Below are 13,375 nucleotides of genomic sequence, written 5' to 3'. Positions count from 1 at the left end.
TATGCATTCCGCTCATTCCATGGTGATCACTGGTGCAGCATCGTAAGGGGTGGCACGATGGTTCAATGACAGCTCGACGTTGAGTTCGTCCACATAAAGAAAGTGCAAGGATGCCATGACCTCTGGAACCTACGTATTGGCCATCGACCAGGGCACCACCAGTTCGCGTGCCATCATCTTCGATCACGCCGGCAAGAGCATCGCCATCGGCCAGTTGGAACACGAGCAGATCTTCCCCCGGCCAGGATGGGTCGAGCACAATCCCGCCGAGATCATCGAGAATGTGAACGCGGTGGTCGGGCAGGCGCTGGGACGTGCATCCATTAACCGGCACCAACTCGTCGCGGTCGGCATCACCAACCAGCGTGAATCCACGGTGGTCTGGGATAAGACCACCGGCAAGGCCATCCACAACGTCATCGTCTGGCAAGACACCCGCACCCAGAAATTCTGCGACGAGCTGGCCACCAGAATCTCCCCTGATGAGTTGCGGCGGCGCTCGGGCATGGCCCTGACCCCGTATATGGCGGGCCCGAGGATCAGCTGGATCCTGGACAACGTGGAGGGTGCCCGGGAGCGAGCGGCCAAGGGGGATCTGCTGTTCGGCACGATGGACACCTGGGTGCTGTGGAATCTGACCGGCGGGTTGAACGGTGGGGTACATGCCACCGATGTGACCAATGCCTCACGCACCGGCCTGATGGATCTGCGCACCTTGCAGTGGGATCCACAGCTGTGTGAGTTGATGAATGTCCCGATGAGCGTGCTGCCCGAGATACGCCCGTCGTCGTACCGGTACGGCAATGGGGCGGGCAATTCCCTACTCATCGATACCCCGATCACCGGCATGATGGGAGACCAGCAGGCCGCTACCTTTGGTCAGGCCTGTTTCAAGCCAGGCATGGTGAAGAACACCTACGGCACCGGTTGCTTCCTGCTGATGAACACCGGCTCCGATGTGGTCTTCTCCGAGCATGGCCTGCTCACCACGGTCTGCTACCAATTGGAGGGCCAGGAGCCGGTCTACGCCCTGGAGGGTTCGATCGCCGTCGCAGGTTCGCTGGTGCAGTGGCTACGCGACAATCTGAAGCTGGTGTCCTCGGCCCCCGAGACCGAGGAATTGGCTGCCCAGGTGAAAGACAACGGTGGCGCTTACATCGTGCCCGCATTCTCTGGGCTGTTCGCACCCTATTGGCGTGGTGACGCCCGGGGCGTTTTCACTGGTCTGACCAGGTTTATCAACCGTAACCACATCGCCCGCGCGGCCCTGGAGGCCACCGCCTACCAGACCCGTGACGTGGTGGATGCCATGAACGGCGATTCGGGCGTTCCGCTCACCGAGTTGCGGGTCGATGGCGGCATGACCGTGAACAACGTCTTGATGCAGTTCCAAGCCGATCAGCTCGGCGTGAAGGTGGTGCTGCCGGAGGTAGCCGAGACCACCGCCCTGGGCGCTGCCTATGCCGCTGGCCTATCCACCGGCTACTGGGATTCGCTGAACGACATCGTCAACAACTGGGCCATCGCCAAGGCCTGGGAACCCTCGATGGATCCTGCTGAACGCGATCGCCTCTACCACAACTGGGGCAAGGCCATCCGGCGCTCCATGGAATGGGTGGACGAAGACGTCGTGGAGTGAACAAGGAATGAACGACCGCGCAGTGGCCCGTGGAAACCTGCGGGCCACTGTCATGCCTGCGGCAATAAAATGGAGCAATGAGCAGACTCCTGGTGGGCGCCAGCGACGGCACGCTGACCCTATTGAATCTCACTGCGGATGCCCTCACCAAGGTTGATTCCGCCAGGCTCGCAGCGGTCGGTCCGTTGGCGATTCACCCTAGCGGGAGCGTGTTGTTCGCTGCTAGTTCGCCCCATCGGGTCGGAGTAGTGCACATCGAACAACGGGACGGGTCATTGGTCACAGGTGCCAGCATTGAGGTCGCAGGTAAGCCTGCTCATCTGTCCATCAGCCCTGATGGCACCTGGGCAGTGACGGCCTCCTATCACGGCGGAGTCGCGCAGTTGATCCGGCTGGATGCCAATGGGGCGCCGATCCAGGTAACCGATGCGGTGTATGCCCCGAATCTGCATTCTTCGGTAATCACCGCTGATGGTTGCGTCCACGTCGTCTGCCTACACGACGATGTGATCCTGGGCTTGCGCATCATAGATGGCAGGCTTCTCCCCCTGGGCAGGGATTTCCACCTTCCCCCAGGTTCCGGGCCACGCCACATCATCCCTACGCACAGCGGGAATCTACTGGTCAACACCGAGTTCACCGGTGAGGTACACTGCCTGCACCCTCGCTTGGACGGCACCTTGGAACATATCGGGATGGCCCGGATTCTCGACGACACCGATCTGGGGATCTCACGGTTTGGCGCCGACCCCAAGACCGAGCACCTCATCTGGGTCTCCGATTTGCAGCTGGATGCGAGCGAGGCCCGGTTGTTTTGCGCAGAGCGAACCAATGCCACCATCTCGACCCTGGAGGTGGACGGCGACGGTATCCCGGTGCGGCTGCTCGCGGTTTCTCCGGTGCTCGAGCAACCGCGCGGATTTACCCTGGCCAGCGACGGGAGACTCGTCGTGGCATCGGAAACATCTGGAATGGCAACGGTATACACCGTCATGAACGATGGCACTCTGGTTCCGGGGCCCTCGGCGGAGGTCGGTGCCGGTGCCCTGTGGGTGAGCGAGCTGACCGAAAGCTGAGACCAGGAGCTCAAGTTGATTCAGCAATCAACCTTCCAGATTTCGAACTTCCATTTCTGGATGATGTGCTCGCGGGCATAGCATCCCGATCATGAACATCTCACGACGTGGACTCCTGAGCTTCGCCGGAGGCGCCGCTGCCATCGCAGGCTTGAACGCGTGCGGGGGAAACTCCGGTGGGCTCACCTCCGGTTCCTCGGCATCCAATGGAGCAGCCTTGACCCAGTGGTACCACGAGTATGGCGAACAAGGCGTCGAGGCCGCGGTGCGAAAATACGCTTCTGCCTACCCCAACGCCACCGTCGAGGTGAAGTGGAACCCTGGCGAATACATGAAACTGCTCAACTCGCAGTTACTCACCGGCGATGTCCCCGACATCTTCGAGTCGGAAAACGGCGCCACTGTGGACATGATCAATGCGGGCCAGGTGGAGGATCTCACCGAACTCATCAAGCCCTATGTTGATCAGTTCGCCCCCTCGGTCATTGAGCGTTTCACGTTCAAGGACGCCATCTGGTCGATTCCCCAGACGATCGATTGCCGGGTGCTCTACTACCGCCCGTCACTGCTCGCGACCGCAGGACTGAGCGCCCCCACTACCCTCACCGAGCTACTGACCACCGCCGATGCCTTGACCACCGATACCCGCGGCGGTTTCTTCGGAGGCAATGACGGTGGGGTGACTGTGATGGCTCCGTTGTTCATCTGGGCCTCCGGCCACAAGGAACTCAACGGCGAACGCACCGAACTCGGTTTCCTTGATGACTCCTTCTACGGCGTGGTGAGCGAATATGCCGAGTGGTACAAATCCGGCAAGGGGCTACTGAAGGCGGCTTCCGCCGAATGGTCCAGCGCAGCCCCGTTCATCAACGAGGAATGCGCCATGCAGTGGACCGGGTTGTGGAATCTTCCCGAGGTGCTGGCCGCCCACGGTGATGACGTCGCCGTAATGGCCATGCCTGCGATGGGATCGAGCGGTACCCAAGCGATCCATTTCGGCGCCTACGGTTCCTGCGCCGCAGTCAAGGGAAAGGATCCCGCCGCGGCCAAGGAGTTCATCAAGTGGCTGTGGATCGACCAAGAAGATTACCAAGTCGAGTTCGCCGATTCTTTTGGCACCCACATCCCGGCAAAACCTGCCCTCGCGGCCAAGGCCACCAAGTTGGCCAGCGGCCCGGGCGCGACGGCCGCCCAGCTGGTGGCCGAGCATGGGTTCACCGCCGACATCATGTGGTCGGGTGCGCTGGGCACCGCCTACACCGATGCCGTCTCCGAGGTGGTCGTCAAGGGGGTAGACCCCAAGCAGGCATTCCAAGCCCTCGCGGAAACCGCGAAGACCGAGCTGGCTTCCTGAAACGATGCCGACACCGGTTGACCCGGAATCCCGCTCCCCGACTCGTCCGGGACCGGGATTCCGGTCACGTCTGGCCGGGCGTCACAACCAAAACCTGTGGCAGGCTGCGTTCGTCACCCCGTTCTTCTGCGGGCTGGCAGTCTTCGTTTATATCCCCATTGTGTGGAGCGCGGTGTTGTCCCTCTTCGAGGCGCGCAACACCATCACCCCAACCAAATTTGTGGGGTTCGCCAACTACGGTCGGCTGCTGAATGACGAGGCATTCCGCTCATCGGTGGGCACATTCATCGTCTTCGCGTTGTTCATCGTCCCATTGACCTTCGTCTGTTCCCTGGGACTGGCCCTACTACTCAACGGCATGCCGAGATTCCAGGCCTTCTTCCGTTCGGCCTTCTTCCTGCCGGCTGCCTGCTCCTACGTGGTGGCCGCAATGGTGTGGCGATTCACCTTCTTCTCCGGGGCCCGTTTCGGCATGATCAACTCGGTGCTCTCCGGGTTCGGTTCCCAGCCGGTGCACTGGCTGGGTGGGGAGAATTCCTGGTACTGGGTGGCGTTGGTGACCCTGCGGCTGTGGCTGCAAACCGGTTTCTACATGATTCTATTCATCGCCGGGCTCAACCGGATTCCGGCCTCGACCTATGAGGCCGCAGCCCTCGACGGCGCAACAGGGTGGCGGCTGACCCGCTACATCACCATTCCCCAGCTCAAGGCAACGTCGGCCGCAGTGACGATGCTGCTGGTGATCAACGCCTTCCAGGCCTTCGACGAGTTCTACAATCTGCTGGGCTCCATCGGTTCCTACCCGAGCCATGCCCGGCCCCCGCTGGTCTTCCTCTACTTGATCTCGCTGGGAGGCTCCCAGCTGGATCTGGGGGTCGGATCTGCCGGAACGATGATTGTGACGGCGATTATCGTGGTCTTCGGATTGGTGCAGAACTGGGTGAACCATCGCAGTGGGGCAGAGGAACGGTCATGAAACGGTTCCCGGTGTGGCGTTACGTGCTGGCGACAGCGTTAGCCCTGGTCTTCCTGCTGCCCTTCTACATGATCGTGCGCAATGCCTTCTCCACGGATGCCGGTTTTACCTCGCCGCACTTCCACTGGGCCGGTGATCTGTTCACCGATCCCTCCCAGCCGTGGTATGCGAATCTGGCGTCGGTGTTCACGAATCAATCGGTCAATCTGGCTGGTTCGCTACTCAACTCCGTCGTGGTGTCGGTGTTGCAGACTCTCGGGACCGTCGTGGTATCGATGCTCGCCGCCTATGGGCTGGCCCGCTACGACGGGCGCGCATCACGGATACTTCTCGGGCTGACATTGTTCACCCTCATGGTGCCGGCTGCGGTAACTTTCATCCCCACCTACATCATGACCGCCAGATTGCAGTGGATCGATTCCTACCAGGGTCTGGTGGTGCCACCGATGTTCTCGGCCCTGGCCACCTACCTGTTCCGCTCCCATTTCCTGGGTTTCCCCCACGAGCTGGAGGAGGCTGCGCGTCTCGATGGAGCAAACCCGTGGCAGGTCTTCTGGCGGATCGTGTTTCCCAATTCGGGTGGCATCATCGCCGCGGTGGGCACGATCACCTTCATGGGTTCGTGGAACGCCTTCCTGTGGCCGATGTTGGTTGCCCGCGACAACACCCGGACCCTGCAGGTGTCGCTGTCTCGGTTCATGACCTCCCAGGGTGTTGAGTACCCGGAGCTGTTCACCGGGGCGATGATCTCACTGATCCCGGTGCTGATCGTATTCGTCGTTCTGCAGCGCTGGCTGGTCCAGGGCATGGAGTTGTCCGGGATGAGTTCCTGAGCGAACAGTCACCAACGCATCAGGAAACTGATCGCCACGGTCATGGATCACGACAACTCAATTGCCGACAGCGGTAGTATCAGACCCGTCGATGTGACAAAATCGCACACATGGACAATGTGGACCTTGGCCGACGAATCCACGAAGCCCGGACGGCGAAGCAATGGAACCAGTCACAGCTGGCGCAGGCATTGGGGATGGATCGGACCACTCTGGCCAAGATCGAGGCTGGGCAGCGGAAGGTCTCGGCGCTGGACCTCATCGCCTTGTCCCGGGAGCTGGATCGCAGAATCGACTGGTTCTTGTCAGCCCCGTCCCCAGCCATAGCCCAGCACCGGGGTGCCAGCGAGGAGGAACTCCTCCTGCTGCCCATTGACCACCATCTCGACCTCCTAGAGCGGAACGTTCGTTTCCTCAGCGATCTCGGTGCACTAAGGGTTGCTGCGCGGCCGCAGGTTCTTCGGAGGCCCGGGAACTCGGATGAGTCGGAGGAATTGGGGCAAAAGGTGCGCAAGCTCGCGAGGCTGGGCAAGGAGGATCCCGTCACCGATCTCGTCGAAGTGTGCGAGAAGCTCGGTCTGCTCGTATTCGCACGGAATCTTGGTGGCGACGACGCAGACGCCGCGTCGGTGGTCGATGCCGGTCATGGGGTGGCGCTGGTCAACAGTGATCGGGCCGTTGGTCGTCGTCGGCTGTCTGCGGCCCATGAACTCATGCACCACATGGTAGATGACCGGTACCAGAATGATTTCATGATCTACGATCATGCTTCCCAGCACGAAATACGCATCGATCATGCGGCGCGGGCCTTCCTCCTTCCAGCTGATCCGGTACACAAGATGTGGCAGAAGTACTTCGAAGAGGATGGGACACGCTCAGCTGCTGTTCGCACCGCCAGCGCTTTTCGCGTAGACATGACGACTTTGGCTTCCCGTCTGCTCGAACTAGGCCACATCTCGGCTGATACCGCCGATGACATCAGGGACGTGCGGACTCGCAAGGGTGACATCATGCAGTTCGGCCTGGTCGTCCCGCATGACATGGAGGAAACGGTCTCCCCGCCCTCGTATGAGATGGCCGTTATCAAGGCCTACCTCAGCGAGGACATCACGGCAGATCGCGCTGTCGATCTGCTGGAAGGACGGCTAACGACCGAGGACCTCCCACCCCGCCCAACCCTAGATCCGTCGACGCTCTGGTCGGTTCTGCAGTGAGCTGGGTCGCCGATACCGGGCCACTGGTCCACTTCGCGAAGGCCGGCTGGTTGGGCGTGCTGAAGATGCTTGCGCCCAGCCACAGAATCATGATCCCGGATGTTGTGGAGCAGGAGCTAAAAAACCATGTCTCGCAGTATTCCTATCTCCAGTCTGTTCTTGATGCTGAGTGGATCACCATCGTCACACTTGAGCCCAGAGATCTAAACGCCTTTGGACTCTACACCCAGCGCCTTGTCGGCACGGATGGTCGCAACATGGGCGAGTGCGGAGTACTTGCCTTAGCTGAGAACCGCTCCTGGGTTGCGATCCTCGACGATAACGAAGCCTCAAAGGCAGCCAAAGAGATTCCTGCCACCCCCATTGAGGTACGCAGAACGCTCAGTCTTCTCTGCGATGCCATCAATGATGGTCATCTCACCCGCGAACTAGTCAGCGCGCTCTGTGACGACTTAGCTGATTCCAAATATCGCGTCCCCTTTAAACCGGGAGGCTTTATCCAATGGGCTGAGGAGAATGGCAGGATCCAGCAATCACCGTCCTGAGGAACCGTGATTGCTGATCCCGAAGGTCCAGGAATCAAAAGCTGCTCACCAAAACGACAACCTCGCTGATCTTGATGCTGATGAAAATTATGCACAACGAGATATGTCTCAGCGAATCAATCAGTCAACTCGTAATTGGTGATGCCTGCAGACAATCCTCATCGCGGTCATTGCTCCGCAGTGTCACCTGTCCCGGGAATGAGGTCACCAGGGATAAGTTTTCCCGATTTATTTCCTTGACTTTTCTGAATGACCTCGGTAAAGACCCCACGAATTTCTTCGCGTTCCTCACTAGTGAGATACCCGCCACCACGGGCCTTGCTGACCGTGGCGATCAGGCGGCCATCATATTTTGCCGGAATACTTGATGTCACTTCGAGTTGGGCACGCAGTTCGTCGAGATCACGTTGATCGCAGTGAGACACGAGTTCCTCGCTCACTCGAACTGTGGTCTCACGAAGGGATTCACCAGCCACATGGTCGACTTGTAGGTATTGCACGGCTGGCCCATCGTGCGGCATCATCGGGGCCAACTCCGCTTCTGCAGCTGAAGCTGGCCCCGGCATCCTGCTCTGGAAGAACCCTTCGAACCACGTCGCCCCCAACACCTGAAGCGTATCAACCTCACGCCTGAGGAGATGACTGACGTTTCCGGAGACATCACCCACAGCGAGAAGGTGCACTCGCAGGCCGTATGACTGGGCAACCTGAACACCGATGCGCACATCTTCGTCACCCGACAAGACGACGGCGTCGCTTATGGCCCGGTTCCTTGCCAACTCGATGAGGTCGGTCACTATGAGAGCATCAACGCCCTTCTGCTGACCCGCCTCGTTGAGGATTCCCAGACGAAGTTTGAGGGAGTCCAGAAGTGCGAGTTCGGCCTGATCCTGCGAAAGCTCATTGCCCAGCATCGCATCGTACCAGTAAGTACGAAGAAGCGGGATACCACCACAGCTCTGCTGCGAGCGTTTCACCAAATCATCAATAGCATCCCGAGGATTTGTCAAGTAAATATCTCGCCGCTGAGCCCAATCACCAAAAGTAATTTTGGCGCCAGCCGCGTAAAAATATCCGGCATCCACCAAGAGAGCGAAGCGATCCATACCGACCTCCATATGCGAGAAATAAAAGACCACCAAAGCGGTCATGAACTAATACATAAAATGCTCAAATTCCAGCAAAAAATTTTACGCCATCTCGTCTCATTTTGCAAGAGCGGCACCTGCCGACCCAGGATGCCTGGAGTCTGGCACCCAATATCGGAGCGAATCTCTCACGATCAGACGATGCGCACTGCTAGTCTTTCTTCTTCAGGCTCCAGACTTTCGCCCCGGGCGCATCATCGACCAACATACGAGGCCCGCGACGGGAAGCAGCACCAGCCACCCACCCCAACCCATAATGGTCCCGGCGAGGGCGTCCGGCTCGAAGTCGGCGTCACCGAACATGGCGATGAAGCTGCTCATTGCCGCGTTCAGCGTCCCGTGCCCGAGGGCCGCTGGCCACACAGACCCGCCTTTTTGCGACACCCAGGCCAGCACCGCACCGATCCCGGTGCACAGCACACACATCGCCGCTACCCCAAGCCGTGGATTCGACGGATAGTTATAGCCAAGCAGGATGAGCGGAGCATGCCACAACCCCCAGATAACACCGACCGTTACAACCGCACCGAGGATCCCCAGCCTGTTGGACAGGGCCGGGAAAAGATATCCCCGCCAGCCGATCTCCTCACCGGCAGCGACCACGGTGTTAACCGCCGCCGCCGTGGCAATGTTGAAAAACTGCAGCAGCCACAGAACCCGCAGGGGCAGACCCACCTCATCAAGGCTCTTGCCGAGGTGTTCCAGCTGCGCTCTGAATGTTTGTTCGAAACCAGACATGCCTACCACGTCAAACTGGTAAGTACCAACGACAGCCGAGCTCACCAAACTCAGGAAACACAGACCGAGCACCGTCGCGAAAGCGATCGCCAGCCAAGTAACGGTTCGTTTGGCAGACCCCCGGGGACGCAGACCCAGTGCATCAAGAATGCGACGGTGTTCCACGAATCGAACGACGATCAGGGCAGCGGTCGCCGGGGTGAGCATCGTCGCGGTTGCAACCGGCAAGAAAAGAGGCGAGTTGATGCCCTGGCCCAACCACAGCGGCAGCGCAAGGATCCAGGCGAGGGCCACCGCCAAGATGACGAATATCACCACTCCTTTGGTGCTTGCCGTTGTGGCCGCCATCGCTGTGTCGGATTCCGCTATGACGCGAGCATCTGTGGTTGTCCGGGGTTCGCTCACGGCTCCGGAAGCGGGGATTGGTTCATTGCTCATGCTGGTGTCCTTGCCAAAAGAGTGTTCAGTGCAGTGAGGGCTTCATCGGGTTTGTCCACGGTGATGGTCACCGGGGGCAGGCCGTTTCGGCCGATTCGCAGGCCTGGACCGCGCCGGGTCAGGTAGGCAATCTCGTCACCGGTGCTGCGCATGCCGTATCCACCGAAATGCTTGGGATCGACCTCGACCACTTCGCCGTCCGAGATCTGGCCGAGGGGGATGGTCACCCAGCGGATGACTCGCAGTCCCCGCACCCGCACGCCTTGCCGGTCGATCATCACCGACGCCTGCGTCGCGCAGTACAGCAGACCCAATAGGACGAGCAGCACCGCCACCGTCGCGCCCATCGCGATATTGCCATTGCGCAGCAACATGAATGCCGACACAACCAGACTCACGACGCCCACCAAAGCTATGGCCATGACACCCCATGAGGTCGGGGTACGCCCACTCCAGGCAATGCGGGCCGCCCTTCCCACCTCCAAACGAGGCCCTACGAGGTTCATTGCAACCGGGCCACCAGGTGATCGGCGCCGGAACACCATATGAAGTCCCACGCCCACTGCGATGGCGCAAGCGAGGGAGACCCACAGACCCAACACCTGGGCAGTTCCGGCATCGGCCTCCTGCCCCACCCGCTGCGCCCGGGTGAAGAGATGGAATAGCAGCGAGCAGAAGACCGCGGTACCAGCACCCACGAGAGCCAACTGCTGCCCCCGCCGCATGAGGAAACCGACCCCGATCACAGCCATGGGAGCCAAGACGCCGATCAGAAAGGGTTCGACGATAGCCGCGTCGGCATCAACGAACCGGTCAGGCGTACCGTCAGCACCCCAGTGGACCGCGATCCGACTCGGGAGTTCGTCGCGTATCAGCCAGGTAGCAAGGCCGCCAAGAATCCCCGCGAGGAAGATCACGGTGATGCTCGCCACGATCACCCCACGGCGGTACTGACCATTCTCAGTTTTCATGTCCATTCCCCATCCGTTCAACGAGCAACGCCATCAGTTGCATGTCGGGTATTCCCATGGCTCGCGCCGAACGCACGAGCTCACTGATCAACTCGCCGATGTCCGGCGCATCGGGTTTCTTGGCGATGATCACTGCCCCGCGGCCACGACGCAGTTCCAAGCAGCCCTCGTCACGAAGCACCTGGTAGGCCTTGAGCACGGTGTGCAGATTCACTTCAAGGCTTGCGGCAAGGTGCTTCGCTGGAGGCAGGCGCTCACCGTCGGTGAGTTCTCCCTCGGCGACGGCACGCCGGACACTCGATGCGATCTGCTCGTACAGCGGCGCCGCATCCGTGGGATCAACCTGCCACAACATAGTTCTATAATAACTAGAACAAGTTAGCTGTCAAGTCTCGTGACGCTGCCGAGCACGCGCTGCAGGTGCTGTGATCACCGAGACCGAAGCACCAGACAAGCCGGTGACCGATTCTTGAGTAACGGTGCCCGATTCTTGAGTAGCAATGCTCATTCCTTATCTCACAATGCCGTCGGTAAACTACTGGTATGGAGTTGTCTGGTTTTGATGATGCATTCACTTCGATTGCTGACGTGGTGAAGAAAGCTGCCACGTTGCCGGACCACCGGGAACGCGATGTTGAACCACTTGAGGTCGAAGCGGTTTCATCTCGCGGTGAAGTCAGAGTGCGTGTGTGCGATGCGCGGGTCGCATGGCTCGGACTGGATGAGATCTGGCACGATGCAGCCGATACGGGGGAAGTCTCAGAAATGATCATTGACACCTTGAACCAGGCACTGGACGACTACAACCGGCAGTATCTGGCTCAGATGAGCGACCAGCTACCAGAGCTCAACGAGCTCGGTGCCGCGTTCCAGGCGGCAAACGACAAATTGGATCGGGCATGGGCGCAGACCCTGGCACAAGCGAAAGTGGAGTGACCGATGAATGATATTGAGTTCAGCCCAGAGTCTTGGCGCAAAGCAGCGACCGGATTCAGTGAAGTTGCCGACGATTCCTCTCACATGGTATCTGAGCTGGTTACCGCGACAACAGATGCCGCAGCATGCGGCGCCGCGGGAGGTCTATCGACCGTCGATGGCGCACTAACGATGATGCTCCAAGTGTTTGGGCAAGTCATGCAGGAAAACGTCATCACACCATATTGCGAGGGAGTGGCCAGCGAAGCCGAAGTCATGTGTGCCACAGCCAACGACTATGTAATAACCGAAGCTGACAACACCAGCCAGGCCCAGTCGCTCCAGATAAGCCCCTAGACCCCGAAGGGAGATGTAGAAGTGGAAATTTCCTTTCTCGGAATGGATGTCACCATCCCGGACGATCCGATAGCTTTTATCAAGACCAAGGCCATCGAGCTGCTGAACCACTTGGGTTATGAGTGGCCAACCGCCAAGGAGGATGTGCTCGACCAGTGGGCCGAGTTGTGGGGAAATGCCCCACAGCGATTGCAGACCTACATCGACCAGTACCAAGGCGCAATCAATCACATCCGCTCAAACAATACCGGGCCAGGGGCAGATTCATTTGTCACCTACTTGGGCTCCGATCAAGCAAATATGGCCACATTGGTGTCGATCAGGGACGCTGCTGGGGTGGCGTCCGCCTCGTACAGTGGCGCAGCCTTGCTGGTGCGAGGCCTGCGCGCCTACGTGATAGGAAAGCTGCTGCTCGACGCAGTGATGCTGGCAGCAGCGATCATATCCGGTGGCGCATCGGCGCAGCGATCTCCATCGCGATCGACCAAGCAATCAATGCTTTGCTGGGTGGGTGACGATGGGAAACGTTCCAACCAAGGCCGGTTCGAAAATCGTCCGGGATTTTGTGGAGAAGCTGATCGTCAACGGCAAAAAATACGTCGATAGTCCGCTCATTCCTGGTTCAAACCATTTGGCGAAGGATGCCGTGTACACAGCGGGTCGGCGTGAAACGGTGGATGCCGCAGGAAAACCGATTCGCTACGTGTACACAACGGATAGGCTCGGCCGGATTTCTTCGGCACATGCCCGCCCCTTGAAGTTACCCAAACAGAAATTCCGTCCATCGCACCAAGGGAACCCCGTTGGAAAAGTGCCCGGCGACCATGCAGGGCACCTGTTCGCCAATATCTTCGGCGGATCAGAAAAACTAGATAACATCGTGGCCCAGCTCGACAATGTCAACCTCTCAAAAATGAAGAAGATTGAGAATCGTTGGTTGAAGAAACTGGAAGCAGGAGAAGTGTTTGATGTGGATATCAAAGTCCTCTACGATGGAAGCGGCCTACGCCCAACAGGATTCAAGATCACCGAAATCCTACCAGACGGAAAAAGGTTAAGGCTTGATGAAATCGTCAATTAGTGAAGGGGAATTGACATGAGATTTGAAGAAGCATTCGAGCAAGCAGTACCCGAACTCATCGCCGCAGCCTGGGACTACGCCGACAGATCC

15 protein-coding genes are annotated in these 13,375 nt (G+C 59.2%); 11 read left to right on the top strand and 4 right to left on the bottom strand.

The window, feature by feature from the left end; translation table 11 throughout:
- Positions 1–115: 115 nt before the first annotated feature.
- From glpK to HMPREF1531_RS07650, 7 genes are all read left to right on the top strand, one after another.
- The gene (gene glpK, locus HMPREF1531_RS07680; RefSeq protein WP_016669372.1) at positions 116–1,639 is read left to right on the top strand and encodes a glycerol kinase GlpK; all 1,524 of its coding nucleotides are present in this window, start codon (positions 116–118) and stop codon (positions 1,637–1,639) included.
- A 77-nt stretch (positions 1,640–1,716) separates the two neighbouring features.
- Positions 1,717–2,715: a lactonase family protein gene (locus HMPREF1531_RS07675; RefSeq protein ID WP_016669371.1), complete on the top strand. Its 999-nt coding sequence runs from the start codon at positions 1,717–1,719 to the stop codon at positions 2,713–2,715.
- Between the two features lie 91 nt (positions 2,716–2,806).
- Positions 2,807–4,069, top strand: a complete 1,263-nt coding sequence (locus HMPREF1531_RS07670) for an ABC transporter substrate-binding protein (RefSeq protein ID WP_016669370.1) — start codon at positions 2,807–2,809, stop codon at positions 4,067–4,069.
- Positions 4,070–4,073: 4 nt separating this feature from the next.
- Positions 4,074–5,045: a carbohydrate ABC transporter permease gene (locus tag HMPREF1531_RS07665; RefSeq protein WP_016669369.1), complete on the top strand. Its 972-nt coding sequence runs from the start codon at positions 4,074–4,076 to the stop codon at positions 5,043–5,045.
- The gene (locus HMPREF1531_RS07660; protein ID WP_016669368.1) at positions 5,042–5,878 is read left to right on the top strand and encodes a carbohydrate ABC transporter permease; all 837 of its coding nucleotides are present in this window, start codon (positions 5,042–5,044) and stop codon (positions 5,876–5,878) included. Before HMPREF1531_RS07665 ends, HMPREF1531_RS07660 begins: the two co-directional genes overlap by 4 nt.
- A 110-nt stretch (positions 5,879–5,988) precedes the next feature.
- On the top strand, positions 5,989–7,092 hold the full coding sequence (locus HMPREF1531_RS07655; protein WP_016669367.1) for a helix-turn-helix domain-containing protein: 1,104 nt from the start codon (positions 5,989–5,991) through the stop codon (positions 7,090–7,092).
- Positions 7,089–7,637 carry a hypothetical protein gene (locus HMPREF1531_RS07650; protein WP_016669366.1) on the top strand — a complete coding sequence of 183 codons (549 nt, stop codon included), beginning with the start codon at positions 7,089–7,091 and terminating at the stop codon, positions 7,635–7,637. The genes HMPREF1531_RS07655 and HMPREF1531_RS07650 overlap by 4 nt, the downstream gene beginning before the upstream one ends.
- Positions 7,638–7,804: 167 nt before the next feature.
- On the opposite strand, the gene HMPREF1531_RS12925 is transcribed toward HMPREF1531_RS07650, so the two are convergent.
- The 4 genes from HMPREF1531_RS12925 to HMPREF1531_RS07630 all read right to left on the bottom strand — a co-directional run bounded on the left by HMPREF1531_RS12925 (position 7,805) and on the right by HMPREF1531_RS07630 (position 11,287).
- Positions 7,805–8,788: an NYN domain-containing protein gene (locus HMPREF1531_RS12925; RefSeq protein ID WP_016669365.1), complete on the bottom strand. Its 984-nt coding sequence runs from the start codon at positions 8,786–8,788 to the stop codon at positions 7,805–7,807.
- Between the two features lie 162 nt (positions 8,789–8,950).
- A complete protein-coding gene (locus HMPREF1531_RS07640) occupies positions 8,951–9,961 on the bottom strand; it encodes a CPBP family intramembrane glutamic endopeptidase (RefSeq protein WP_016669364.1) in 1,011 nt (336 codons plus the stop codon).
- Positions 9,958–10,932, bottom strand: coding sequence for a DUF1648 domain-containing protein (locus tag HMPREF1531_RS07635; RefSeq protein ID WP_198011017.1), 975 nt, complete (start codon positions 10,930–10,932; stop codon positions 9,958–9,960). Before HMPREF1531_RS07635 ends, HMPREF1531_RS07640 begins: the two co-directional genes overlap by 4 nt.
- Positions 10,922–11,287, bottom strand: coding sequence for a GntR family transcriptional regulator (locus HMPREF1531_RS07630; RefSeq protein ID WP_016669362.1), 366 nt, complete (start codon positions 11,285–11,287; stop codon positions 10,922–10,924). The genes HMPREF1531_RS07635 and HMPREF1531_RS07630 overlap by 11 nt, the downstream gene beginning before the upstream one ends.
- Before the next feature lie 188 nt (positions 11,288–11,475).
- Here HMPREF1531_RS07630 and HMPREF1531_RS07625 point away from each other — a divergent pair, with 188 nt between their 5' ends.
- The 4 genes from HMPREF1531_RS07625 to HMPREF1531_RS13300 are packed head-to-tail and all read left to right on the top strand — an operon-like array spanning position 11,476 to position 13,285.
- Positions 11,476–11,868 (top strand): hypothetical protein, encoded by a 393-nt coding sequence (locus HMPREF1531_RS07625; RefSeq protein ID WP_016669361.1) that lies wholly within the window; start codon positions 11,476–11,478, stop codon positions 11,866–11,868.
- 3 nt (positions 11,869–11,871) lie between these two features.
- A complete protein-coding gene (locus HMPREF1531_RS07620; protein WP_016669360.1) occupies positions 11,872–12,204 on the top strand; it encodes a hypothetical protein in 333 nt (110 codons plus the stop codon).
- Positions 12,205–12,225: 21 nt separating this feature from the next.
- The gene (locus HMPREF1531_RS07615) at positions 12,226–12,810 is read left to right on the top strand and encodes a hypothetical protein (protein ID WP_016669359.1); all 585 of its coding nucleotides are present in this window, start codon (positions 12,226–12,228) and stop codon (positions 12,808–12,810) included.
- A complete protein-coding gene (locus HMPREF1531_RS13300) occupies positions 12,770–13,285 on the top strand; it encodes a DNA/RNA non-specific endonuclease (protein WP_016669358.1) in 516 nt (171 codons plus the stop codon). Before HMPREF1531_RS07615 ends, HMPREF1531_RS13300 begins: the two co-directional genes overlap by 41 nt.
- The last annotated feature ends 90 nt before the right edge of the window (positions 13,286–13,375 follow it).

Source organism: Propionibacterium sp. oral taxon 192 str. F0372 (assembly GCF_000413315.1).
Classification (GTDB): domain Bacteria; phylum Actinomycetota; class Actinomycetes; order Propionibacteriales; family Propionibacteriaceae; genus Brooklawnia.
Note: the sequence above shows the minus strand (reverse complement) of the source record. Positions and strands in the feature narration are given on the sequence as shown.

Bases quoted from the DNA above. Each gene is read 5' to 3' on its own strand.
- glpK (WP_016669372.1), top strand. From the start codon at position 116: ATGACCTCTGGAACCTACGTATTGGCCATCGACCAGGGCACCACCAGT.
- HMPREF1531_RS07675 (WP_016669371.1), top strand. From the start codon at position 1,717: ATGAGCAGACTCCTGGTGGGCGCCAGCGACGGCACGCTGACCCTATTG.
- HMPREF1531_RS07670 (WP_016669370.1), top strand. From the start codon at position 2,807: ATGAACATCTCACGACGTGGACTCCTGAGCTTCGCCGGAGGCGCCGCT.
- HMPREF1531_RS07665 (WP_016669369.1), top strand. From the start codon at position 4,074: ATGCCGACACCGGTTGACCCGGAATCCCGCTCCCCGACTCGTCCGGGA.
- HMPREF1531_RS07660 (WP_016669368.1), top strand. From the start codon at position 5,042: ATGAAACGGTTCCCGGTGTGGCGTTACGTGCTGGCGACAGCGTTAGCC.
- HMPREF1531_RS07655 (WP_016669367.1), top strand. From the start codon at position 5,989: ATGGACAATGTGGACCTTGGCCGACGAATCCACGAAGCCCGGACGGCG.
- HMPREF1531_RS12925 (WP_016669365.1), bottom strand. From the start codon at position 8,788: ATGACCGCTTTGGTGGTCTTTTATTTCTCGCATATGGAGGTCGGTATG.
- HMPREF1531_RS07640 (WP_016669364.1), bottom strand. From the start codon at position 9,961: ATGAGCAATGAACCAATCCCCGCTTCCGGAGCCGTGAGCGAACCCCGG.
- HMPREF1531_RS07635 (WP_198011017.1), bottom strand. From the start codon at position 10,932: ATGAAAACTGAGAATGGTCAGTACCGCCGTGGGGTGATCGTGGCGAGC.
- HMPREF1531_RS07630 (WP_016669362.1), bottom strand. From the start codon at position 11,287: ATGTTGTGGCAGGTTGATCCCACGGATGCGGCGCCGCTGTACGAGCAG.
- HMPREF1531_RS07625 (WP_016669361.1), top strand. From the start codon at position 11,476: ATGGAGTTGTCTGGTTTTGATGATGCATTCACTTCGATTGCTGACGTG.
- HMPREF1531_RS07620 (WP_016669360.1), top strand. From the start codon at position 11,872: ATGAATGATATTGAGTTCAGCCCAGAGTCTTGGCGCAAAGCAGCGACC.